The organism is Pseudomonas sp. LBUM1678 (assembly GCF_059695575.1).
This window is the reverse complement of sequence record NZ_CP166775.1, coordinates 2,661,697-2,685,543: the sequence shown is the minus strand read 5'-3', so window position 1 is coordinate 2,685,543 and position 23,847 is coordinate 2,661,697. Positions and strand designations below refer to the sequence as shown.

The window sequence follows — 23,847 nt, the reverse complement described above, 5'->3', positions numbered from 1 at the left end:
AGATAAAATTTAGTGCAAATATTTTGCATTAATTCAACAAACTTTACAGTAAGAAATAGCATCAACAGCCTGGTAGCCGTATAAGCGCAGCGAGCAAAACTCCAGAGCCCACCCTTACTTCCATGAGGCTGGTCGGCTTCGATAGCCACAGGCATCAAGTGATTTAAACCAAGTGTCCACCTCGGCCCTAAACATCTCCGAAAATTTAGATCGGTAGTTCCGGGCTGGGGGATAGAGATCCTCGCCTTGGAAATCACGTAGATGTGGAGGTATCGTGAGCGCATTGGTACCCCAATAAACGAACTGCTCTCCGATAAGCACATTATCGGAACCAAGATCCCTTTTTAAATTCGCTTGGTTAGTATGTCCGTCATCAAAACTGTGATGAGAGTCTTCTTGGACCCACGAATCGTTCACGACGTGGTAAATATTATCGCCATACGCCATGCTTTTACTTGAGTACAAATTAGGCCTTTTTATTCCGTACCTCTCGTCATCCCAATATTCCTGAAACGACATTTTTCCGGAGACTCTCATTGCGAAAATGATTTTTCCCACCCGGTTCAATTTCACGCTGCCACAGCCGACCACAATATCGCCTATCTGGGCTGCTTGCCTGATTTGCGGCTTGCATGTTCCTAACGTGCAGATACCATGAAATGGGTTAGGCGCGAACCCATAATCCCTCACGAGCTTATATGAAAAGACTTTTGGTACTCTGTTCATTGACACTTGACTCGGTCTATACCGCGTTTAGGGCTAGGAGTACCATCAGGCCGCTCCCATACTTTTTGCCCATCGATCACTTTATCCAATTGAGGGCTGTCTATAGTTAGGACGGAGCTGGCAATGTCATCAAATATTTGCGGTAGAGAATCAACGTTTTCAGCGACAGCAACAATGTTTTTTCCGGACGTGCCTGCATGACCCGCAGCGGCCGCCAAGCAGTCATTACCTTCCTCTGGAATGAGAAAAAAGCAGATAGCTGCATTGTCGATGCAGCTTCTAATTTCGGCTGGAACAACACCTTTCGCTTGTGCTACCTCCACGACTTCCTGTTCAGCCTCGGCAGTGCAAACATCGAATCCGGCCTCGCCGAGCTTATGGGCGATTGACTTTGCTTCGGCCTCCATTCCGATCGTGAACACGATGCACGCTTTTTCATTGCTCATAATAAGGACCCTCTTCAAACACCTGGTGTCGTTGTTTTTGTTTTTTGCTCAATGGCGATCAGTGATTCGCTTAAAGTTTACAGTGCGTAATCAAACCGCCCAGAACTAGCATACCGTGATGCTGTGCAATACTTAGCCCAAGGAAGGCTCCTACTCATCGTCATCACCCTCACGAAAGCTGATTGTGTGATCGTCAAAGTCAGCGGTGATGTACCCTTTTCTAGAGTGCGAGAGCTTTCGAAAAATATCAAACCCGTCCAAGATCGCTTTCTCCCACTGCCACAATGCACATCGTTCGACTTCATAACCGCGTACGAATTCTTGAATTGATTTCAACAGGTCATAGTCGATGTGATCGACCTCCTTAAATAAATCGCACTCGAGCCCACGGCCAAAAATGAACGTGGCCACACCTTCTTCTATGAGAATCGCCCTGGCGCCGTCTTGGTTTTCGTCCAAGTCTGGAACACTTTTACGCTTCAGGTGAAGAAGAGCTCGCAGTACAGGCGACCAGCCAAGATGCACCGCGAAAGTGATATGGAATACATCGTGGAAACGATAGTCATCTCGCTCCATTTTGTTGTCGGTCAGGCGGTCGCCAATGATAATTTTGTTGCATTTTTGAATGACGTACTGCTTACCACCAATGTTCTCTTCTGCGATGAAAAACTCTAAATGCGGAGGCAGCCTTTCATTTTTTGGCATAGCTGCATCAATTTTGGGCGGGTAGATAACTTCCCCAGGCCAGCGGCTGAACGTCTTCTTGAGGTTTCCAATTGCGGCTGCATCCATATCCACGCCAGCGGAGTCTGCAGCAGCGACCAATGCTCGGAAAATATCCACCAGATGTGCAGATAACTTGTCGCGATTTTTTGTGAACGTATCATTTTTGAAATCGTTCAACAGGTCCCCTACGCAACCCGCGAGCGTTAAAACTTGCGCGCTAAAAGCCTCTTCCGTGACAGGTTCATCAATCGGCCTCTGCATATCACCAAATACAAGGTTTGGCTCCTCATGTTCAACGACGTCCCAATCTTCGATCTCTCGATTGACCCGTTGGGATAGCACGGCTAAATCCAGGTGGGCGCGGGACGCAAGGTTAGAGAAGTACCAAAGGACGTCCCCAAGCTCCTCGATAATAATGGCATTGTACCTTTTGAAAGCGGCCCGATCTCGCTGCCTTTTCTTAAGTGCGCTCAGAAGACTGCCGACCTCACCGAATAGCCCCAAGATCGTAAGCTCCAAGCCAGTATCAGGCAGCTTGTCAGTCGTTTTGGCTATTTTTTGATAGGTGCTGATGCTAATTGTGCAGTCGTCGCCGACCGCTGCAGGAAGAACTACAAACTGTTCGGGTGCTTGAAGTGAATCGGAAAAATTGCCCGATTTAGAAAAAGTGTTGGCGTCCATGCAACCCTCCGGAAGAAGTATCGGTACAAAACCGTGAGAAACTCCGGCTGTCCCTTTGACATCATCATGGGGTATGAGAACTGAGTTGCACAAGCCCCCAGAATTGGTCGAGCGGTGTGACTAATAACATTAAAGTTTCCGAGTACTCTGCCATCTTGAGCTTCTTAGAGAACAACAGCATCCTGTGCAGGTCGCATTTGGTCTTTTAAACCTGCTCACGAGTGCCTCTTCTGGCCCGATAGCTGCCAGTCCTGATTCGATTTCGCCCGAAAGCTGAATCGTGCATATGAATGCGGAGTTACTACTCCCACTGTGACGGCGGACAAACCGGCCGTCACAGAGGGTTTCTACTTACTCCTTCACCTCAACCTTATCCAACGCCTGATTCACCGCCAATTCCCCCAACATCACCACCTGCGTGATCCCCAGCAGCGTCTTGCGGTGTGAGTTATCCAGCAACGCCGCAAAATTGCTGAGCATGGTGGTAGCCGAGCCCAGTGATTCGCTGGCGTTGGCCAGCAGGGATTCGGTGTCGTATGCCGGGTTGGCGAGGAACATGGGTTCGGGTTCGTGGGTGCTGGCCATGATGTTGGCACCTGGGTTGAGGTAGTGGTCGAGGGCGCGTTCGGCGGCTTCGTGGAGTTTTTTGGAATCGAGGGATTCGTAGGGGGATGCCGGATCGGTGTCCGGTGGGTTTGGTGTTGGTTTGATCATAGATGAAGCTCCCATCGCAAATTTAAGGAGCCATCACCCTCGCTACCAAACGAAGAGTGGCGGCCATGCATGGGTTGGTAGACCGGTTGCGACAGGAAACCCGGCGCTCACAAAGGAGCCCCACGCATGACCACCATAAAGCAGCGCCCAAAAAAGGAGACTGTGAAAGGTGTCGCCATGCGACTGTCACAAGCGGGCTACCAAACCCGATCACTGTTTTTCAGTGACCGGGAAACGATATAGCCCGCCCCACAGGCGCACAAGCCGGCGGATTCTGGCGTACGCGTAGGTAATGACGCAAGGCGTTGTAGCCGTTGGGACGTAACACTGAGTGTCTTTAAACGTGAGCCTTGAAACCTGTTTAAGTGCATCAACAGTCGGGTAAAAATCCTAGGCTGAAATTGATGTTGTTAGATCTGACGCCATCGCGAGCAGGCTCGCTCCCACAGGGGATTGTGTTAGGCGCGGGGGCTTGGGGCGGCAATTAGCACGTCCGGTTTATGGCTGGCGCCGGGTTCGGGGGTATCGCTGGCGCTGGTTGATGGGATTACTGGATCGGCCGGGCAGCATGCGGATCAGGGTGTTGTCGCGGACCCAGTAGTGATGGAACAACCCTGCCGCTGCGTGCAAGCCAATCAGCCAGTAACCCGCGCTGCCAAGCAGTTCATGCCAGTACTTGAATTGCTTAGCCAAGTCCGGATCAGCCGTAACTGGCGATGGCAGGAAGAACTCGAAATAGGGCATCGGCTTGCCACCGGCCGAGAGCATCAGCCAGGCCAATAACGGCGTGGCGATCATCAATACGTACAACGCCAGATGCATGAGATGCGAAACGCCGGTCTGCCATTTAGGAAGCGCCGGGGTAATCGGTGGCCGAGGCGTCAGGCGTCCGAGTAGACGCACCCACACCAAGGCAAAAATGCTCAAGCCAAAGAGGCCGTGCAGCCCGAGGAACATTCCCCTCAAGGCGTGGCCCTTGGGCAGCAGGCCTTTGATTTCAATGCAGGCATACACGCCCACAAATAACGCCAGCATCAGCCAGTGCATTGTGATCGACAGTTTTCCATAGCGTTGTGCGACTGAATCGCGGGTCATAAAGGGCCTCGTGAACCTGATGGCCGGCTGCCGAGTCATTCGTGCGGCCGGGGTCCGGTGTGTCACCGCACCGACGGGCCACACCCTGCCCGCCCAGTCTTAAGGCAATCTGAAGACTGCGTCGGTCGCTCTTTTTTTCACCTTCAGACTCCGTTAAGAAATGCCTCCGATACTCCTCCCACACTGACCCGGGAGGCGCATTCCAATGCCCGATTTTGAATGGAATATTCCTCTACCCCTGCGCTTCGGCCAGGCCGAAACGCCGCCGATGAGTCTGGCCAGAGCGTTGCCGGACGACGTCGAGCGTCCTGTCTTCGAAGCCTTTATCCAGCAACGTTTTCGTAAGGCTCACGGCGCTGATATTCGTCATTTCATGCCGGAGTTGTTTGGCATGGGCAATGCCTCGGGCACGCTGTGTGCGGTGGCTGGTGTACGGCTGGCCAACGTCGAATCGTTGTTTCTCGAGCGTTATCTGGACGAGTCGATCGAGCCGCTGATCAGCGCTGCGGCTGACCGCCCGGTGGATCGCGCCGGCATCGTTGAAGTCGGCAACCTGGCCGCCAGCGACACTGGCAGCGCGCGGATGAGCATCATCGCCATCACTTATTTGCTGGCCATGGGCGGTCTGGAATGGGTGGCGTTTACCGGCAATATCGGGCTGGTGAACAGCTTTCATCGCCTGGGCTTGAAGCCGGTGACGCTGTGCGCGGCCGACCCGAAGCGGCTGGGGGATGAGCGCCAGCACTGGGGCAGTTATTACGAGAGCAAGCCTTGGGTGCACGTCGGCAACATCCGCGCCGGTTTCATTCATTTGCGCAACATCGGGATGTTCAATCGCCTGGGGTTGCCGACGTCCCTTGAGGAATCCAGCCATGTCGCCTGAAACCGAGCGTTTCAAACAGACGCTGCGCAGCCATGCCCAGCGCAAGACCCACGCCATCGCGTTGTGGGGTGATCAGCTGAAAGTGGATTACGCGACGCTGTATGCCGAAGTGGTGTACCGCCAGCAACGGCTGCGCGATGAGAAGGTCAAGGTGATCGCGCTGGCGTTGGACAATGGCGTCGAAGCGATGCTCTGGGACCTGGCGGCGCTGTTTGAAGGCCTGACGTGCCTGACGCTGCCGCCGTTTTTCAGCCCGGCTCAACGTGCCCATTGCCTGGAACAGAGTCAGGCGGAACGGGTGATTGCGGAGCCTAAGCTGGACGATGAATTGCAAACGGCCGGGTATGAGAAAAGCGGTGAGTTCTGGCGCCGTACGTTCAGCGGCCCGAACCGGATGCCTGAAGGGACCGCCAAACTGACGTTCACTTCCGGCACCACGGGAACGCCCAAAGGCGTGTGCCTGAGCGCCGAGAGTCTTTTAACGGTCGCTCGCGAACTCAATCAGGCCAGCAAACCCAGCGATCCGCAGCATCATCTGGCGCTGTTGCCCTTGGCGATTTTGCTGGAAAACCTCGGTTGCTATGCCGCGTTGTATGCCGGGGCAACGTTGAGCTTGCCCAGTCAGAAAACCCTCGGGATTCAGGGGGCCAGCGGTGTTGATGTGCCACGGTTGCTCGGTTGCCTGGCGACCCGTGCGCCCGAGAGCCTGATTCTGGTGCCGCAGTTGTTGCTGATGCTGGTCAGCGCCGCCGAGCAGAAAGCCTTCAGCCCCTACTCTTTGCGTTTCGCCGCAGTGGGTGGCGCGCGGGTGTCCGAGGAGTTGCTGCATCGTGCGCAACGGATCGGCATACCCGTTTATGAAGGTTATGGGCTGTCGGAATGCGCCTCGGTGGTGTGTCTGAATCGGCCCGAAGCACGCCGCCCCGGCAGTGTCGGCCGGCCCCTGCCCCACGTCGAGATTCGCTTGGCGGAGGACGGCGAAGTGCTGGTCAAGGGTTCGACTTTGCTCGGTTATTTGGGCGAGGCGCCGCAAACCGATGAATGGTGGCCGACGGGCGATCTCGGCGAGTTTGACGCCGATGGTTTTCTCTACCTCAAGGGGCGCAAGAAGCATCAATTCGTCACCAGTTTCGGGCGCAACGTCAACCCGGAATGGGTCGAGGCCGAGTTGACCCAGCGCCGCCATATCGCCCAGGCCTTCGTCTACGGCGAAGCCATGCCACGCAACCACGCGCTGCTCTGGCCCCATCGCCCGGCGTGCACCGACGGTGAACTGGCCGCCGCCGTCGCCGAGGCCAACGAGGCCTTGCCCGGTTACGCCCAAGTCCATCACTGGACCCGTCTCGATCAACCCTTCTCCCCCGCCAATGGCCTGCTCACCGCCAATGGCCGCCCGCGCCGTGACGCCATCGTCGAGCGCTACCGGGCGCAACTGACTGAATCTGTATTTTCCGAGGAATCCGCATCATGAGTTTTTTCGACACGCTGCAAGAAGCCACGCAACACGAACGCCATGAACTGTTCAATCTGCCGGTCATCCGCGATGCCCTTGAGGGCAAGGTCAGCCTGGACAGCTACCGGGCTTTTCTCGCGCAAGCTTATTACCACGTGCGCCACACCGTGCCCTTGATGATGGCCTGCGGTGCAAAATTGCCGTCGCGCCTGGAATGGTTGCGTGAAGCGGTCTGCGAGTACATCGAGGATGAATACGGCCACGAACAATGGGTACTGAATGACATTGAAGCCTGCGGCGGGGACAAGCACGCAGTGCGCGACGGTCGCCCCTCCCTACCGATTGAATTGATGGTCAGCTTTCTCTACGACCTGATCGCCCGCGACAACCCGGTCGGTCTGTTCGGCATGGTCAACGTGCTGGAAGGCACCAGCATCGCCCTGGCCACCCACGCCGCCGGCAGCATTCGCGAGCGTTTGGCGTTGCCGGAAAGCGCCTTCAGCTACCTGAGTTCCCATGGCTCGCTGGACATCGAGCACATGCAGACCTATCGCCGGTTGATGAACACCCTCGACGATCCAGCCGATCAGGCGGCGGTGATTCACGCCTCCAAAGTGGTGTACAGGCTGTACACCGACATGTTTCGTGGCTTGCCGCGCGACGGGGAGACTTTGCATGCAGCTGCATGAAGCTCGCGTGGTGCTGACCGGTGCCAGCGGCGGTATCGGCTTGGCGATCACCACCGCCCTGTGTGCCAACGGCGCCCGGGTGCTGGCGGTGGCTCGGCATCAGGAACCACTGGCGCCTTTGCTTGAGCGCTATCCGCAACACCTGTGCTGGGTCGGCGCGGACCTGACCGTGCTGTCCGACCGACGCAAGGTGATGAGCGCGGCCGAAGCGATTGGCGGGGTCAACTTGCTGATCAACGCTGCCGGGGTCAATCACTTCGCCATGCTCGAACAACTGGAGGACAGCGACATCCACGCCATGCTGGCGGTGAACATCAGCGCGCCGATCTGCCTGACCAAAACCCTGCTTCCGCTGCTCAAGCAAGCCGAGAGCGCGATGGTGGTGAACGTCGGTTCAACCTACGGTTCCATCGGCTACCCCGGTTACGCCAGCTATTGCGCCACCAAGTTTGCCTTGCGCGGGTTTTCCGAAGCCCTGCGCCGGGAACTGGCGGACACCCGGGTCAGCGTGCTCTACGTCGCCCCGCGCGCCACCCGCACGAGCATGAACAGCCCGGCGGCGCAGGCGTTGAACGATGCGCTCAAGGCCAACGTCGATGATCCGCAAACCGTCGCCGCCGCAGTGATGCATGCAATTGCCGGTGACCGCCGCGACTTGTATCTAGGCTGGCCGGAGCGCTTTTTCGTGCGCCTCAACAGCCTGCTGCCCAATCTGGTGGACCGGGGCTTGCGCAAGCAATTGCCGCTGATCCGTCGCCTGAGTCAAAAGCCCGACAACGAGAACCTCAAACCATGAAGAAAATCATCGCGTGCCTGCTGCTGGGAGCCCTGAGCCAAAGCGTCTGGGCACTGGAGCCCGCCGACCAGCAACGCCTCCAGGGCATCCAGCAAAGCTGGGCGCACATTCAATACGAAGTGCCGGAGGCGCAACGCACCGCAGCATTCGAGAAGCTGGCAGCCCAGGCGTCCGCGTTCACCCAGGAACGCCAATCGGTGGCGGAAGCGTGGATTTGGTCCGGCATCGTCAGCAGCAGTTGGGCCGGTGCGCAGGGTGGGCTCGGTGCACTGAGCAAAGTCAAAGCGGCGAAAGTCGATCTGGAAAAAGCCATGGCGCTGGACCCCAAAGCCCTGCAAGGCTCGGCCTATACCAGCCTCGGCGCGTTGTACGACCGCGTTCCCGGCTGGCCCATCGGTTTCGGTGACTCGGACAAGGCCGAGCAGTTGCTCAAGCAGGCCTTGCAACTCAACCCGGACGGCATCGATAGTCTGTACTTCTGGGGCGATCACCTCTACCGTCAAAAACGTTACGGCGAAGCGCGGGCCGCGTTGCAAAAATCCCTGCAAGCCGCCCCAAGGCCAGGCCGGGAAACCGCCGATGCCGGGCGGCGCAAAGAGATCGAAGCGTTGCTGGTGGACGTGAACAAGAAACTCGACTGACAAGGAGCTCGTGTGCGCTTATTACTGATCGAGGACGACGTGGCCCTCGGCGAGGGCATCCATCAAGCCCTGGGCCGCGAGGGTTACACCGTCGATTGGCTGCAAGATGGCACCAGCGCCTTGCATGCGTTGCTCAGTGAAACCTTCGACTTGGCGGTGCTCGACCTCGGCCTGCCGCGCATGGACGGGCTTGAAGTGCTGCGGCGCTTGCGTGACAGCGGCTCCAACCTGCCGGTGCTGATCCTCACCGCGCGGGACGCGACCGAAGACCGCATTGCCGGGCTGGATGCCGGGGCCGACGATTACCTGATCAAGCCCTTTGATCTGGCGGAACTGAAGGCTCGCCTGCGGGCCTTGTTGCGCCGCAGTGCCGGCCGCGCCCAGGTGCTGATCGAGCACGCCGGCATCAGCCTGAACCCCGGTACGCAGCAAGTCAGTTACCTGGGCGAACCGGTGGCGCTGACGCCCAAGGAATATCAGTTGCTCCACGAATTGCTCTCGCCGCCGGGCCGGGTCATGACCCGCGATCACTTGATGCAGTTGCTGTATGGCTGGAACGAGGAAGCCGAAAGCAACACCCTGGAAGTGCACATTCATCATCTGCGCAAAAAATTCTCTACCGACCTGATCCGCACCATTCGCGGGGTCGGTTACTTGGTGGAGGAACGTCGATGACGTCGATCCGGCGCCGCACCCTCACGCTGATCATTGGCTTGATGCTGGTGGGGGTGGCGGTGATCAGCCTGTTCAACCTGCATGACAGCAATCACGAAATCGCCGAAGTCTATGATGCCCAACTCGCTCAAAATGCGCGGCTGTTGCAGGGCGTGATGCGCATGCCGATGGCCAGCAAGGAGCACGCCGAACTGTATCAGGCCTTCAACCAGGCGCTCGGCGAAGCGGAGCCCAGGGTCGACGGCCATCCCTACGAGTCCAAATTGGCTTTTCAGGTCTGGAACCGCTCCGGTGAAGTGCTGGTGCACACGGCCAGCGCGCCCTCCTTCAACTTGCCGCCGACCAAACCCGGCTTCAGCGACGTGGTGGACCTGAACAACCGCCACTGGCGTGCGTTCCTGCTGGAAGACAAACAGAATGACCTGAGAATCTGGGTTGGCGAACGGGACGACGTGCGTTCGGACCTGGTGGACCGGATCGTGCGGCATACCTTGTGGCCCAATGTGCTGGGCAGCCTGATTCTGGCGGCGATGATCTGGATGGCGATCGGTTGGGGCCTCAAGCCGCTGGAAGACATGGCGGCGACTTTGCGGGCGCGGCACAGCGGTTCGCTGGAGCCGCTGCAACTGACGCCGTTGCCCAGTGAACTGGAGCCGATGCAAGCGGCGCTCAATCGCATGCTCGCGCAGATTCAGGAAGTGCTGGGCCGCGAGCGGCGCTTCATCGCTGACGCCGCCCACGAAATGCGCACGCCGCTGGCGGTGCTGCGGGTGCATGCGCAAAACCTGCTGGAGGCTGGCACTGAACAGGAGCGCCGTGAATCCCTGGAATTCCTGATCGCGGGCGTTGACCGCACCAGCCGTCTGGTCAATCAACTGCTGACCATGGCCCGACTCGAACCCAAAGGCATCGCGCCGGTGTTGCAGCGCATCGACCTGGCCGCCACCGTGCGCGACAGCCTCGTGCAATTGACGCCGTGGTTGCTGAGTAAAAACCTTGAGCTGGCTTTTGACGTTACCGATCGCCCCTTTGAAGTGGTGGCCGACGCCGCCGCCATCGACATCGCCCTGAACAACTTGATCAGCAACGCGGCAAACTTTTCCCCCGAACACGGCGTTATCACGGTGCAGTTGAGTCAAGCGGACGGGTTCTATTCGCTGAGCGTCGAGGACCAGGGCCCCGGCATCGACGAAGCGGATCGCGGGCGATTGTTCGAACGTTTCTACAGCCGCGGGAATGTTCATGGAGCGGGTTTGGGCCTGACCATCGTCAACACCATCGCGACCCGGATGGGCGGACACATCACGCTGGCCAACCGGGCGGAAGGTGGGTTGCGCGCGACGCTGTCCATTCCTGATAGCCAGCCGCGCTATCCGCTGCAGCGCACCACGCGCGAGTTGCCGCCGAATGCTTGAGTTATCCCTAACTGGGGCTTGCGGTGTGAGTTCTTCAGTAATCCTCGCCTGAATGCGGTGCGCCAGTTCCGACGCCATCGCGAGCAGGCTCACTCCCACAGGGGCCGGTGTCGACCACAACACTCGCGAACGACGCCAAATCCATGTGGGAGCGAGCCTGCTCGCGATGGCGGTGGCACATCCAGCCTTGAAGTCATTGCCATGCCACTTTGCAAGCCGTTTACAGTTCCCTCACTTTTTAGCACTCGCCAAATAATGCGCCACCAACGCATTGGCATGCCCATGCCCCATCTCATGTTTATCCTTCAGCCAAGCCACCATTTCCATATGCTTCTTGCCACTCACGGTTCCCAGCAGATCCAGCCAATGGCTGATCGGCTGGCCGTACTTTTTCTCGATTGACGGAAAGTACGACGCCGGGCCTTTCACTTTTGTCTCTTCGCTCATGCTGCAAGCTCCCTGTTTCGCGACGGAGTGTCGGATAACGCTCCTTGTCGTCACGCCTAAGATTGGACGCCAAGTGTTAATCCGGCAACCACCCTGCCCCGCCTTCACTCGACCCGCCTCGTCATTGCGAACAACTCAGCGGTGTTGGCTGGAGCCTGTCACTTCAACTCTCCATTAAGGGTACCAATCGCCTTATAAGTCTTCTGGCTCGGGGGCATTATTGGATCGGCGGGGAATCGGTAGTCGCTGAAGCCCTGCATTACCTTTTGGTCGATTGCGCCATTACCCGAACTTTCCAGCAACGAGATCGCAGGCACTACCGAGCCGGGGGTATATACCAGCTGTACTTGAACACGTTTGCTGGCAGGCACCGGCGTGTGCTCCGCCGCCAGGCTCTCCTTGATGGCCTCGCTCTTTTTTCTGACGCCGTCCTGCACGCGGCTAGCGAAGACGTAGTTGTAGCGCTGTTGCTGTTCAGTTGACAGGGTCAGGCCTTTGGCGCGCATCCGTGCCACGCCTTCCCATGAGGCGCTGTCGATGACCCCGGCGGAATTCAAGTAATGCTTCAGCGCACCCTGGAAGTCCTGGGGGCCACCTATGCCGTACTCCATGAATTCAGCCAGTTTGACTTCATTGTCGGGAGCCCCCGGTTTGGCGACGGCACGCTGATAAAACTGTCGGGCCTCAACCAGGTTGGGGGGCCCGCCAATGCCTTTTTCCGCCATGCGGCCGAGTTCGCCATAGGCCCTCGGATCTGCGTCGGCCAAGGACTGATAGATAGCCTTGGCTTTCGGTATGTCCTGGGGCACACCATGGCCATTCTCGTAAAGACTGCCGAGGATCGATCTGCATAAGCTATCGCCGCTTTTGCTAAGTTCCTGGATATAGGCGGCCTCCAGCGCGTTGGTGGACTCATGACCCCAGTAACCAAAGCAACGCAAGCCGGGGGAAACTTTATTGTCCAGACCGCTTGGAAGGAGGATGGATTGGCATCCTGCAATGAGGGCAGTGAACGCCAGTAAAACAACAGCCTTGTTCATGTCTTGCTTCCTTTGAAGTCGTAGCCTTTTTGCTCGGACGGTGGAAAGGCCCGGGTCAGTCCTTCTTGCTCGCGAGTGTGTCTTTCGCGCCCGGCCCGACAACGGCGATCAACTTAAAACTCTTCAGGCCCGGGGGCATTATTGGATCGGCGGGGAATCGGTAGTCGCTGAAGCCCTGCATCACCGTTTGGTCGATGGCGCTAACGCTGGAACTCTCCACAAGCGAGAAACCGGGCACTAACGAACCGAGGGTGTATTCCAGCTGCAATCGAACCTGTTTGCCGGCCGGAATTGGCGTGTTCTCCTTCGCCAAGACGTCCTGAATGGCTTCGATCTTTTTTCTGAATCCGTATTGCACGGTGTCGATGAAGCGATCGTTGTAGCGCTGTTGCTGTTCGCTCGTGAGGGTCAGGCCTTTCGCGCGCATCCGTTCCATGCCCTGCCATGAAGCGTCGCCGACGAACCCGGGGGCGTTTAGGTAGTGCGTCAGCGCGCCTTCGAAGTCCTGTGGACCACCGATGCCTTCCTCCATGAACCTGGCCAGTTTGGCTTCAAGGTTGCTGTTCAAGGGTTTGGTGACAGCGAGTTGATAAAACTGTCTGGCCTCAACCAGATTGGGCGGACCGCCGATGCCTTCTTCCGCCATGCGGCCGAGTCGGGCATAGGCAAACAGGTCTACTTCGGCCACGGACAAATAAAGGGCCTTGGCTTTCAGTATGTTTTGGGGCACGCCATGGCCAATTTCATACATTTTGCCGAGGGTCATAGTGCATATGGTGTCGCCGCGCTTGCTGTGATCGTGGATGTAATCAACCTGCCATGAGTTGAGGGGGTCGTGAAAAAAGTAATTGGCGCAGCGCAGATTTGATTGATCGTCCGAATCGTTGAAAGGGGCGATGGGGTGGCATCCTGCAATGAGGGCAGTGAACGCCAGTAAAGCAACAGCCTTGTTCATGAAGTGCGTCCGTTGAAATCGTGTGAACTTCATCGGCCGTCATGAAGAAAAAATGAGTTACCTGATGTGGGTGTGTAGGAGCGAGGCTTGCCCGCGAAGAACGAATAAGCGGTGTGTCAGGCTTGGCGCCTTCGCGAGCAAGCTTCGCTCCTACAGGGGATTGCGTAGACCGGTTAGGTTGGGCCTAGCAGTAAGGTTTGTTCGCGTTCGCATAGCTCCACCACGTAATCCCACATCACCCGCAATCTCACGGACTTGTGCAGCTCCCGCCGCGTGCTAATCCAGTAACTGCGCTCAATGCTCTCATCCGCAAACAACGGCACCAATTCCGGATCGGCGCTGGCCATGTAGCACGGCAAAACGGCAATCCCCAATCCCGAGCGCGCCGCTTGTTGCTGGGCGATGACGCTGGTGCTGTGGAACACCACTTGCGGGTTGCGGCAGAAGCTGTTGAGGAACATCAGTTCCTGGCTGAACAGCAGGTCGTCGACGTAGCCGATCCAGGCGTGGTGGCCGAGGTCTTCGCGGCTGTGCAGCGGGGGCGCCTTGTCGAGGTAGGCCTGGCTGGCGTAGAGCGCCAGGCGATAGTCGGTGAGTTTGCGTGTGACGAGCATGTCGGCGGCCGGGCGTTCGAGGTGGATGCTGATTTCGGCTTCGCGGTTGAGGATGCTGACGAAGCGCGGCACGGCCACCAGTTCCACTTCCAATCCCGGGTAGCGCTCGAACAGGCCGTTCATGCGGCTGGCGAGGAACATGATGCCCAGCCCTTCGGTCACGCCGACGCGGATTTTGCCCAGTGGCGCGGTGGATTGGGTGATTTCCTCCTGCGCCAGCAACGCGACGTTTTCCATGGCTTCGGCGTGTTTGAGCAGCGCTTCGCCGGCCGGCGTCAGTTCGTAGCCCTGGGCGTGCTGGACGAACAGCGCCGTGCCGAGGCTCTTTTCGACGGCCTCGATGTGTCGGGCGACGGTGGCGTGGGTGGTGTTCAAACGGCGGGCGGCGGTGAGCAAACGCCCGCTGCGCTGCAACTCGAGAAAAAACCGCAGGTCATTCCAATCAAACATGAGTCGTCCTTGGGGCTACGCTGGGTGAGGCGCTGTCTGAAAACGCACAGCGGCTGCGCAAAAACTAACATTCTTTTGACGAAAGCTAACAACTAGGATGACCGACAACAAGAACAACAATACGAGGTCAGGGATGCAGACTTCCCTTGATGAATTCGACTACATCGTGGTCGGCGCCGGGCCGGCCGGGTGTTTGCTGGCCAATCGGCTGTCAGCCGACCCGCAACACCGCGTATTGCTGCTCGAAGCCGGCGGCCGCGATAACTATGCGTGGATTCACATCCCCGTGGGTTACCTGTTCTGCATCGGCAACCCGCGCACCGACTGGTGCTTCAAGACCGAAGCGCAACCCGGCCTGCAAGGTCGTGCCCTGAGTTACCCGCGCGGCAAAGTGCTGGGCGGCTGCTCGTCAATCAACGGCATGATCTACATGCGGGGCCAGGCCGGCGACTATGACGGTTGGGCCGCCGATGGCAATCCGGGCTGGAGCTGGAACGACGTCCTGCCGCTGTTCAAGAAAAGCGAAAACCATTTTGCCGGTGACTCGGAATTTCACGGTGCTGCCGGGGAATGGCGGATCGAGCGTCAACGGCTGTCGTGGCCGATTCTCGACGCGTTTCGCAGCGCTGCCGAGCAAAGCGGCATCGCCAGCATCGATGACTTCAACCAGGGCGATAACGAAGGCTGCGGCTACTTTCAGGTCAATCAGAAGGCCGGGATTCGCTGGAATGCGGCCAAGGCGTTTCTCAAACCGATCCGCAACCGCGCCAATCTCACCGTGTTGACCGATGTCGAAGTGGACCGTGTGCTGCTGGAAAATGGCCGGGCATCGGCGGTCAGCACGCGCTATCAAGGTCAGGCGAAAACCTTCAAGGCGCGCAAGGAAATCGTGTTGTGCGCAGGCTCCGTCGGTTCGCCGAGCATCCTGCAACGTTCCGCCATCGGCCCTCGCCCGCTGCTTGAAAAACTGGGGATCGGCGTGGCTCATGAGCTGCCCGGCGTTGGCGGCAATCTGCAGGATCATCTGCAATTGCGGCTGATCTACAAACTGGAAAACGCGCGCACCTTGAACCAGATCGCCGGCAGCGTGTGGGGCAAGATGGGCATGGGCCTGCGTTATCTGTACGACCGCAGCGGCCCGCTGTCGATGGCGCCGAGTCAGCTCGGGGCGTTCGCCCGGTCGGGGCCGGAGCAGACTTCGGCCAATCTTGAATACCACGTGCAGCCGTTGTCGCTGGAGCGGTTTGGCGAACCGTTGCACGCCTTCCCCGCTTTTACGGCGTCGGTTTGCGATCTTAGGCCGCAGAGTCGTGGACGGGTGGAGATTCGTTCTGCCGATCCGCAGGAAGCGCCGTTGATTCAGCCCAATTACTTGAGCCATCCAGAGGATTTGCGGGTGGCCGCCGATGCCATTCGCCTGACCCGACGCATCGTCGCCGCGCCAGCCTTGCAAGCGTTCAAACCGGTGGAGTACTTGCCCGGTGACAGCTTGCAAACGGAAGAAGAATTGCACGAAGCCGCGGCGCGGATTGGCACGACGATTTTTCATCCGGTGGGTACCTGTCGGATGGGCAACGATGTGGATGCGGTGGTGGATGCCGAGCTTCGCGTTCACGGGGTTCCCGGTCTGCGCGTTGCTGATGCGTCGATCATGCCGCGGATTACCTCGGGCAATACCTGTTCGCCTACGCTGATGATTGCCGAAAAGGCTGCGCAACTGCTGCTTACCACTACTGTTGACACTTCCCCTGTGGGAGCGAGCCTGCTCGCGATGACGGTGTGACATCCAACATCAATGTTGACTGATGCTCCGCCATCGCGAGCAGGCTCGCTCCCACAAAGGATCGCGCTGGATTTACGGACGTAGAAAATTACCCGCTGCAAGGAACACGCAACACCAGTGGAACAACAAAAACAATCACTGTGAGGGATACCGATATGTCAGAACATGTTCAGCCGCTGGATGCCGCGCGCAGCGTCGACACCAGCCCCGACACCCGCAAAGTCATCTTCGCGTCGTCACTCGGGACGGTTTTCGAGTGGTACGACTTTTTCCTCTACGGCGCCCTCGCGGCGGTGATCAGCAAACAGTTTTTCGCCGGGGTCAATGACACCACGGCGTTTATCTTTGCGCTGATGGCCTTCGCCGCGGGCTTCATCGTGAGGCCATTCGGCGCGTTGGTGTTCGGACGGCTGGGGGACATGATCGGGCGTAAATACACCTTCCTCGCGACCATCGTCCTCATGGGCCTGGCGACCTTCTGCGTGGGTTTGCTGCCGACCTATTCAAGCATCGGCATTGCCGCGCCGATCATCCTCGTGGTGCTGCGCATGCTTCAGGGCCTGGCCCTGGGCGGTGAGTACGGCGGCGCCGCGACGTACGTCGCCGAACACGCGCCGATGGGTAAGCGCGGCTTCCACACCAGCTGGATTCAGTCCACTGCGACCCTCGGGTTGCTGCTGTCGCTGCTGGTGGTGCTCGGTTGCCGCTACTTCACCGGTGATCAGTTTGAAGTCTGGGGCTGGCGGATTCCGTTTCTGTTTTCCATCGTGCTGCTGGGCATTTCGACCTGGATTCGTTTGAGCCTGCACGAGTCGCCGGCCTTCGTGAAAATGAAAGAGGAAGGCAAGCTCTGCAAGTCGCCGCTCCGCGATTCCTTCGGTAAATGGGAAAACCTTAAAGTCGTGCTGATTGCCCTGTTCAGCATCAACGCCGGGCAAGCGGTGACCTTCTATGCGGCGCAATTCTACGTGCTGTTTTTCCTCACCCAGTTCCTGAAAATGGACCCTGCCCTGGCCAACAGTCTGCTGATTGTCAGCGTGATTATCGGCGCGCCGTTTTTCATCTTTTTTGGCTGGCTGTCGGACAAGGTCGGGCGCAAACCGGTGCTGATGATCGGCCTGCTGCTGGCCACCGCCCTGTATTTCCCGATCTTCAAATCCATCGCCCACTACGCCAACCCGGCCATCGACCAGGCCAGCCGTCAGGCACCGATCACCGTACTGGCGGACCCGGCCACCTGCACGTTCCAGTTCGACCCGGTGGGCAAGGCGAAATTTGACAGCCCGTGCGACAAGGTCAAAACCTTCCTGGTGAAACAGGGCCTGCCCTACCGCAGCGAAGCCGCGCCGGCCGGTAGCGGCGTGCAAGTCAGCGTCGGTGACGTGAAACTGGATGGTTTCGACGAAGCGGCCTTGCGCGGTGCGGTGACCCTGGCGGGCTACCCGTCACAAGCCGATACGCAACAGGTCAACAAGACCATGATCGTGGCGCTGATGGTGGTGCTAATCATCATTTCCGCCATGTGCTACGGCCCGCTGGCGGCGCTGATGGTCGAACTGTTCCCGACCCGCATCCGCTACACCTCGATGTCCCTGCCGTACCACATTGGCAACGGCTGGTTCGGCGGGTTCCTGCCAACGGTGTCGTTTGCGTTGGTGGTGTATACCGGGGACATCTTCTACGGGCTGTGGTACCCGGTGGTGATTACCGCGGTGAGTCTGGTGGTGGGGATGATCTGTTTGCGTGAGACCAAAAACGTGGATTTGGATACCAACTGAGTCCACCGCAATCCCCTGAGGCCTCTGGCCTCTGTGGCCTCTGTGGCCTCTGTGGCCTCTGTGGCGAGGGAGCTTGCTCCCGCTGGGTGGCGAAAGCCACCCCAATCCAGCCAACTCGATTGATCTGACACACCGAGGCGGCTGTTTTGGGCCTGCTGCGCAGGCCAGCGGGAGCAAGCTCCCTCGCCACAGGGTAAGCTCAACGACATCGGCAGCCCCGCCATTCCACCGACCGAGGCACCATGATCATTTCATCCGCATCCGACTACCGCGAGGCAGCACGTCGCAAACTCCCGCGTTTCCTGTTCGATTACATCGATGGCGGGGCTTATGCCGAGCACACGCTCCGGGCCAACAGTGCCGACCTGACGGGCATCAGCCTGCGTCAGCGCATTCTGAAAAACGTCGAAACCCTGAGCCTGCAAACCACCCTCTTCGATCAACCGCTTTCAATGCCCGTCATATTGGCGCCGGTCGGTCTGACGGGGATGTTCGCCCGCCGAGGTGAAGTGCAGGCGGTCAAAGCGGCGGAGAACAAAGGCATTCCCCTGTGCCTTTCAACGGTGTCGGTGTGTTCGATCGAGGAAGTCGCGGCGCAGAGCCAGCAATCCATCTGGTTTCAGCTGTACGTGCTCAAAGACCGGGGCTTCATGAAAAATGCGCTTGAGCGTGCGAAAGCCGCCGGGGTGAAAAACCTGGTGTTCACCGTCGACATGCCCACACCCGGCGCCCGATACCGGGACGCGCATTCAGGCATGTCAGGTCCTTTCGCCTCATCGCGGCGAATGCTTCAAGCCATGACCCGACCCGACTGGGCGTTCAACGTCGGCCTCATGGGGCGGCCACACGACCTGGGCAACATTTCGAAGTACCTGGGCAAAGCCGTCACGCTCGAAGACTACATGGGCTGGCTGGCCAACAATTTCGACCCTTCGATCAGCTGGAGCGATCTGGAGTGGATTCGTGAATTCTGGAAAGGCCCGATGATCATCAAGGGCATCCTCGACCCTCAGGACGCCAGGGACGCGGTCAACTTTGGCGCGGATGGCATTGTGGTGTCGAACCACGGCGGGCGGCAGCTCGACGGCGTGCTGTCCACCACCAAGGCATTGCCGCCGATCATGCAGGCGGTGGGCAATGATTTGACGGTGCTGGTCGACTCGGGTATTCGCTCGGGGCTTGATGTCGTGCGGATGCTGGCCATGGGCGCGAAAGGCGTATTGCTGGGGCGATCCATGGCCTATGCACTGGCGGCCGATGGTCAACGCGGGGTGGAGAATATGCTGGATATTTTCGCCAAGGAAATGCGCGTGGCCATGACGCTGACGGGGGTGACTTCGATTGGTCAGATTGATGAATCGACGTTGGTCGAAGCGGTACGAATGGGCTGAACACTGACGCTGAAAACGCCCCTATTCCCTGTAGGAGCTGTCGAGTGAAACGAGGCTGCGATCTTTTGATCTTGTTTTTACAAAAGCAAAGTCAAAAGATCGCAGCCTCGTTTCACTCGACAGCTGCTACAGGGGGCCGCCGTGGCATTTTCGCGAAATCTCACTCAACGTCTTTGAGCAGCTCAAACGTCACCTGATCCGGATAGAACGCCACATAACCGCGAATCTGATCCACCGACACTTTGGGCTCCTCATAGCGCCACACCGCATTAGCGCCCTCATGTCCCGGGATCTGCAGGCTGTAATAAGTGGCATCGCCCTTGTACGGGCAATAGGTCGTGTGGTCGGTACGGGCATAATACTGTTCGGCAATGTCCTCCCATGGAACGTAATACACCGGAGGATAATTGGCCTCGAGCAGCACCAGTGCGCGCGAGGAGGCGGCCACCTGAATACCGTGAAACTTCACCAACAGGATGCCCGGCTGCTCGGCGATGGTGATGACAGGACTGGGACCGTTGCTTTTCATGGAATACGTTCCTCATGACGGTGATGGACCTGTGGGAGCGTGCGGCGCGGCGATAGGTCGCGCAGCGGCCCCAAAACCTGAGACCACGAATGTCAGGTATAACTCAAAATTCGACATCGCGACGGCCCCGCGGCCGAACGGGGCGTTTTGACTGCCGCAAACATACGCAACAGCTTTGCTGTACATCCATACAGATAATGATTGATCCATTGCTCATCACCGGCCATTCTGTGCGCCTCTTGCACACTTGATGAACGATGGTGGTTATGCAGCTGTACCTCTGTGAAAAACCTTCCCAGGCCAAAGACATCGCGGCAGTGCTCGGCGCCAAGCGTCGGGGCGACGGTTGCTGGCTGGGAACGGATGTCACGGTGACCTGGTGCATCGGCCATCTGCTGGAAACCGCGCCACCGGATGCCTACGACGCGCGTTACAAGCGTTGGGTGCTGGCGGATCTGCCGATCATTCCGGAAAAATGGAAGATGACGGTCAAACCGCGCACGGCCAGCCAGTACAAGGCGGTCAAACGCTTGCTCGGCGAGGCGGATGAGCTGGTGATTGCCACCGACGCCGACCGTGAGGGCGAGATGATCGCCCGGGAGTTGGTCGAGCATTGCCGCTATCGCGGACCGATCCGGCGACTGTGGCTGTCGGCGCTGGACGATGCGTCGATCCGCAAGGCGCTGGCGGCGCTCAAACCGGGGGCCGAGACCTTCAGCCTTTATCATTCGGCGTTGGGACGTTCCCGGGCCGACTGGTTGATCGGGATGAACATGAGCCGGTTGTTTACGCTGCTGGGGCGGCAGTCCGGTTATCAGGGCGTGCTGCCGGTGGGCCGGGTGCAGACGCCGACCTTGCGGCTGGTGGTGGATCGCGACCGCAGCATTGCCGATTTCGTGCCGGTCGCCTATTGGGCCATCGACGTGCAACTGTTGCACGACGGCACGGCGTTCACCGCCCAGTGGCGCGCGGCATCCGACGTCTGTGACGATCAGGATCGCTGCCTGAATCAGGCGCTGGCCCAGCAAGCGGCCGCTGCAATCAGCAGCGCGGCGAGTGCCCGGGTGATCAAGCTGCGCACCGAGCGGATGCGTGAAGTCGCGCCGTTGCCGTTCGACCTGGGCACCTTGCAGGAAGTCTGTTCGAAGAAGCTCGGGCTTGGCGCCCAGGAAACCCTCGACATCGCCCAGGCGCTCTACGAAACCCACAAGGTCATCACCTACCCGCGCAGTGATTGCGGTTTCCTGCCGCTGAGTCAGCACAGCGAAGCCCCGGGCATTCTCGCCGCGCTCCGGCAGGCCGATCCGTCGCTGAACGTCTTGAGCGATCACCTGGAGCCACAGCGCCGCTCACGGGCCTGGAACGATGCCAAGGTCACGGCTCACCACGGCATCATTCCGACGGCGGCGGCCAAGCATCTCGATCGACTGGTGGGCAAGCAACGGGCGGTCTACACCCTGATCCGCGCGCGCTATCTGGCGCAGTTCCTGCCCAACCATGAATACGACCGCACCCAGGCTGACTTCGACTGCGCCGGTGAAGCCTTGCGTGCCGTCGGCAAACAGATCGTCGAGCCCGGCTGGAAACGTGCCCTGCCCGAGGCGCTCGCGCCGGCGAAGGGTCGCGAGGCACCGGCACCGCAAACCCTGCCGGCCTTGGCCAAAGGGCGTGACTGCGCGGTGGCCGATGTGAAGCTCAAGGACCTCTGGACGCAACCGCCCAAGCCTTTCACCGAAGGCGACCTGATCAAGGCGATGAAGAACGTCGCCAAACTGGTGGAAGACCCGCTGCTCAAACAGAAGCTCAAGGACACCACCGGCATTGGCACCGAAGCCACCCGCGCCTCGATCATCCAGGGCCTGCTCGACCGCGGTTACCTGGTCAAGAACGGCAAGGCCCTGGCCGCGACCCCGGCGGCCTTCAGCCTGATCGATGCGGTGCCGCGCGCGATTGCCGATCCCGGCACTACGGCGATCTGGGAGCAGGCGCTGGACATGGTGCAAAGCGGCGAGATGAGCCTGGAAGAATTCGTCACCAAACAGGCCGCGTGGATGAGCAAGCAGGTCGCCCGTTGCGCCGGCCTGAGCCTGACCATCAGTGGGCCGGCGAGCCCGGCTGGTCGCGGTGCCACACCGTGGAAAAACAAACGAAAGCCCACCAAGCGCAAGCCAGCGACGGGCGCCAAACGCGCCGCCAAACCGGCCAGCAAGGCTTGATGGCACTTCGAATGGACTGTGATGGTCTAGTGTTCTTCAAGCCCGGCGATGGCCCATTTTCTGAAAAGGCATCGCAGCCTCGTTTCACTCGACAGCTGCTACAGGAACCTTGTTTATGATTATCGTGCACCACCTGAACAACTCCCGCTCCCAACGGATTCTCTGGCTGCTGGAAGAACTGGCCATTCCCTATGAGCTGAAACGTTACCAGCGTGACCCGAAAACCAATCTGGCGCCGCCGGAATTGAAAGCGATCAACGCCCTGGGCAAATCGCCGGTCATTGAAGATGGCGCGCAGAAACTGATCGAGTCATCCGCCATCATCGACTACCTGATACGCCGTCATGGCCAGGGGCGCCTGCAACCCGATCCGTCTACCCCCGCCTATGACGAATACGTCCAGTGGCTGCACTTCGCCGAAGGCTCGGCCATGCTGCCGCTGATGTTGAACCTGTATGTCGGACGTCTGGGTGAAGCCGGTGCGCCGCTGCATCCGCGCATCAACTCGGAAGTGGCCAACTACCTCGGCTATCTCGACACGGCGTTGAACCAGTCCGATTACTTGCTCGGTGATGAGTTCAGCGCCGCCGATATCCAGATGAGCTTTATCGGCGAGATTGCCCGGGCTCAGGGCAAGCTGGGCAACTACCCTCATGTAACGGCCTGGGTTGAACGCTTCCAGGCACGCCCTGCTTACGCCGCAGCGTTGAAGACAGGCGGGACGTACGACTTCGCGCCCCACTGAGTGATCCCGAAAGGGCCACGGACGGCCCTGCGATCTGGAGAGAATCCAGCATGCCCTCGATAGAACTGCACGCCGCGCACCGCGACGAACTGGAAACAATCGAAAACCTGATGCAGTTCTACATGCACGACTTCAGCGAGTGGCTGCCCCTGAAACTCGGCGAACACGGTTTCTACAACATTCAGCCGAAACTGGATTACTGGCGCAACCCCGCGACCCGGCCGTTTCTGATCAAGGTGGACGGTGAGCTCGCCGGTTTCGTGACCGTGGACGACGACATTCATATCGAGGGTGCCGAGCACAACATCGGTTACCTTTTTGTCAGTCGGCGCTTTCGTGGCCAAGGTATCGCGAAGTTTGTCGTTTCCACCCTCTTGAGCCGGTTCCCCGGTCAATGGCAGATTTTCCACATCGACGCGAACCAGTCTGCACGGCGGTTCTGGGCCAAGGTGATGCCAGAGCTCGCGGGCGATGGATTCACCCTGCATCAGCTGCCAGTAGACGATTATCCCTGCACCTTCTACCGCTTCCAACGCTCGTTGCCATCGTCCTGACCGGCGCGTTGCGAGTCCTTTTTTTAATTCCAAAGCGCATTGTCCGACAATATGTAGTGACTGAAAATAATCACTACATAACGGTTGACGCCTCCGATTTGCCCTTGCATGATGCAGACATCTCCCCGATCGGGAGTACAGCAACATGTTTGAGCAAGCTCGTCTGACCGCCGAGCTGTTTTTCCCGGATACACGCTGCCCACAAGGCAGATTGAAGAAGCTGACCTGGCCCGAACGTCCAGTACAAGGACGAGAAGCGCTGGCGATCAATCCTCATGAAGCTTGTGGCCGACCCTTAAAAGTCGGCGGTGGCCTCCAGGTTTTCGCTGCTTCTCTTCGTTGTGACGCTATTGCGTAGCAGTTATTCAACACGACTACATGCAACAGACGCGAGACCCCGTCGAA

At 58.7% G+C, this 23,847-nt stretch carries 24 protein-coding genes; 14 read left to right on the top strand and 10 right to left on the bottom strand.

Going from position 1 to position 23,847, the window contains the following annotated elements:
• Positions 1-114: 114 nt before the first annotated feature.
• From ACA070_RS12375 to ACA070_RS12355, 5 genes are all read right to left on the bottom strand, one after another.
• On the bottom strand, positions 115-726 hold the full coding sequence (locus ACA070_RS12375) for an Nmad2 family putative nucleotide modification protein (protein ID WP_497451357.1): 612 nt from the start codon (positions 724-726) through the stop codon (positions 115-117).
• Positions 723-1,172 carry a hypothetical protein gene (locus tag ACA070_RS12370; protein ID WP_497451356.1) on the bottom strand — a complete coding sequence of 150 codons (450 nt, stop codon included), beginning with the start codon at positions 1,170-1,172 and terminating at the stop codon, positions 723-725. The genes ACA070_RS12375 and ACA070_RS12370 overlap by 4 nt, the downstream gene beginning before the upstream one ends.
• Positions 1,173-1,322: 150 nt before the next feature.
• Positions 1,323-2,579 (bottom strand): nucleoside triphosphate pyrophosphohydrolase family protein, encoded by a 1,257-nt coding sequence (locus ACA070_RS12365; protein ID WP_497451355.1) that lies wholly within the window; start codon positions 2,577-2,579, stop codon positions 1,323-1,325.
• A gap of 351 nt (positions 2,580-2,930) precedes the next feature.
• On the bottom strand, positions 2,931-3,293 hold the full coding sequence (locus ACA070_RS12360; protein WP_497451354.1) for a DUF6124 family protein: 363 nt from the start codon (positions 3,291-3,293) through the stop codon (positions 2,931-2,933).
• Between the two features lie 498 nt (positions 3,294-3,791).
• Positions 3,792-4,388, bottom strand: a complete 597-nt coding sequence (locus tag ACA070_RS12355) for a cytochrome b (protein ID WP_497451353.1) — start codon at positions 4,386-4,388, stop codon at positions 3,792-3,794.
• Between the two features lie 205 nt (positions 4,389-4,593).
• On the opposite strand from ACA070_RS12355, the gene ACA070_RS12350 reads away from it, so the two are divergent.
• From ACA070_RS12350 to ACA070_RS12320, 7 genes are read left to right on the top strand one after another with little or no spacing between them, the layout of a single operon-like run.
• Positions 4,594-5,271 (top strand): thermostable hemolysin, encoded by a 678-nt coding sequence (locus tag ACA070_RS12350; protein WP_497451352.1) that lies wholly within the window; start codon positions 4,594-4,596, stop codon positions 5,269-5,271.
• A complete protein-coding gene (locus tag ACA070_RS12345) occupies positions 5,261-6,742 on the top strand; it encodes an AMP-binding protein (protein ID WP_497451351.1) in 1,482 nt (493 codons plus the stop codon). Before ACA070_RS12350 ends, ACA070_RS12345 begins: the two co-directional genes overlap by 11 nt.
• Positions 6,739-7,413 (top strand): iron-containing redox enzyme family protein, encoded by a 675-nt coding sequence (locus ACA070_RS12340; protein WP_497451350.1) that lies wholly within the window; start codon positions 6,739-6,741, stop codon positions 7,411-7,413. Before ACA070_RS12345 ends, ACA070_RS12340 begins: the two co-directional genes overlap by 4 nt.
• Positions 7,400-8,209, top strand: a complete 810-nt coding sequence (locus ACA070_RS12335) for an SDR family oxidoreductase (RefSeq protein ID WP_497451349.1) — start codon at positions 7,400-7,402, stop codon at positions 8,207-8,209. The genes ACA070_RS12340 and ACA070_RS12335 overlap by 14 nt, the downstream gene beginning before the upstream one ends.
• Entirely contained in the window at positions 8,206-8,850 is a 645-nt protein-coding gene (locus ACA070_RS12330) for a tetratricopeptide repeat protein (protein WP_497451348.1), read from the top strand. The genes ACA070_RS12335 and ACA070_RS12330 overlap by 4 nt, the downstream gene beginning before the upstream one ends.
• A 12-nt stretch (positions 8,851-8,862) precedes the next feature.
• Positions 8,863-9,525: a response regulator gene (locus ACA070_RS12325; protein WP_497451347.1), complete on the top strand. Its 663-nt coding sequence runs from the start codon at positions 8,863-8,865 to the stop codon at positions 9,523-9,525.
• On the top strand, positions 9,522-10,940 hold the full coding sequence (locus ACA070_RS12320; RefSeq protein ID WP_497451346.1) for an ATP-binding protein: 1,419 nt from the start codon (positions 9,522-9,524) through the stop codon (positions 10,938-10,940). Before ACA070_RS12325 ends, ACA070_RS12320 begins: the two co-directional genes overlap by 4 nt.
• Before the next feature lie 231 nt (positions 10,941-11,171).
• On the opposite strand, the gene ACA070_RS12315 is transcribed toward ACA070_RS12320, so the two are convergent.
• The 4 genes from ACA070_RS12315 to ACA070_RS12300 all read right to left on the bottom strand — a co-directional run bounded on the left by ACA070_RS12315 (position 11,172) and on the right by ACA070_RS12300 (position 14,446).
• Positions 11,172-11,387 carry a DUF4287 domain-containing protein gene (locus ACA070_RS12315; RefSeq protein ID WP_497451345.1) on the bottom strand — a complete coding sequence of 72 codons (216 nt, stop codon included), beginning with the start codon at positions 11,385-11,387 and terminating at the stop codon, positions 11,172-11,174.
• 158 nt (positions 11,388-11,545) lie between these two features.
• A complete protein-coding gene (locus ACA070_RS12310) occupies positions 11,546-12,427 on the bottom strand; it encodes a tetratricopeptide repeat protein (protein WP_497451344.1) in 882 nt (293 codons plus the stop codon).
• A 55-nt stretch (positions 12,428-12,482) separates the two neighbouring features.
• On the bottom strand, positions 12,483-13,382 hold the full coding sequence (locus ACA070_RS12305; RefSeq protein WP_497451343.1) for a tetratricopeptide repeat protein: 900 nt from the start codon (positions 13,380-13,382) through the stop codon (positions 12,483-12,485).
• Positions 13,383-13,555: 173 nt separating this feature from the next.
• On the bottom strand, positions 13,556-14,446 hold the full coding sequence (locus ACA070_RS12300) for a LysR family transcriptional regulator (RefSeq protein ID WP_497451342.1): 891 nt from the start codon (positions 14,444-14,446) through the stop codon (positions 13,556-13,558).
• A gap of 133 nt (positions 14,447-14,579) precedes the next feature.
• Between ACA070_RS12300 and ACA070_RS12295 the strand changes: the two genes are divergently transcribed.
• The 3 genes from ACA070_RS12295 to lldD all read left to right on the top strand — a co-directional run bounded on the left by ACA070_RS12295 (position 14,580) and on the right by lldD (position 19,398).
• The gene (locus ACA070_RS12295; protein ID WP_497451341.1) at positions 14,580-16,229 is read left to right on the top strand and encodes a GMC family oxidoreductase; all 1,650 of its coding nucleotides are present in this window, start codon (positions 14,580-14,582) and stop codon (positions 16,227-16,229) included.
• Between the two features lie 155 nt (positions 16,230-16,384).
• Positions 16,385-18,007 (top strand): MFS transporter, encoded by a 1,623-nt coding sequence (locus tag ACA070_RS12290; protein ID WP_497451340.1) that lies wholly within the window; start codon positions 16,385-16,387, stop codon positions 18,005-18,007.
• Positions 18,008-18,249: 242 nt separating this feature from the next.
• Positions 18,250-19,398: an FMN-dependent L-lactate dehydrogenase LldD gene (lldD, locus tag ACA070_RS12285; protein WP_497451339.1), complete on the top strand. Its 1,149-nt coding sequence runs from the start codon at positions 18,250-18,252 to the stop codon at positions 19,396-19,398.
• Between the two features lie 160 nt (positions 19,399-19,558).
• Here lldD and ACA070_RS12280 read toward each other — a convergent pair whose 3' ends face one another.
• A complete protein-coding gene (locus tag ACA070_RS12280; protein ID WP_497451338.1) occupies positions 19,559-19,927 on the bottom strand; it encodes a DUF427 domain-containing protein in 369 nt (122 codons plus the stop codon).
• A gap of 266 nt (positions 19,928-20,193) precedes the next feature.
• On the opposite strand from ACA070_RS12280, the gene ACA070_RS12275 reads away from it, so the two are divergent.
• The 4 genes from ACA070_RS12275 (at position 20,194) to ACA070_RS12260 (ending at position 23,800) form a co-directional block, all read left to right on the top strand.
• A complete protein-coding gene (locus ACA070_RS12275; RefSeq protein WP_497451337.1) occupies positions 20,194-22,143 on the top strand; it encodes a DNA topoisomerase III in 1,950 nt (649 codons plus the stop codon).
• A gap of 115 nt (positions 22,144-22,258) precedes the next feature.
• Positions 22,259-22,888 (top strand): glutathione S-transferase family protein, encoded by a 630-nt coding sequence (locus ACA070_RS12270; RefSeq protein WP_497451336.1) that lies wholly within the window; start codon positions 22,259-22,261, stop codon positions 22,886-22,888.
• Positions 22,889-22,938: 50 nt separating this feature from the next.
• On the top strand, positions 22,939-23,442 hold the full coding sequence (locus ACA070_RS12265; protein ID WP_497451335.1) for a GNAT family N-acetyltransferase: 504 nt from the start codon (positions 22,939-22,941) through the stop codon (positions 23,440-23,442).
• Positions 23,443-23,587: 145 nt separating this feature from the next.
• Positions 23,588-23,800: a hypothetical protein gene (locus ACA070_RS12260; protein ID WP_462026805.1), complete on the top strand. Its 213-nt coding sequence runs from the start codon at positions 23,588-23,590 to the stop codon at positions 23,798-23,800.
• The last annotated feature ends 47 nt before the right edge of the window (positions 23,801-23,847 follow it).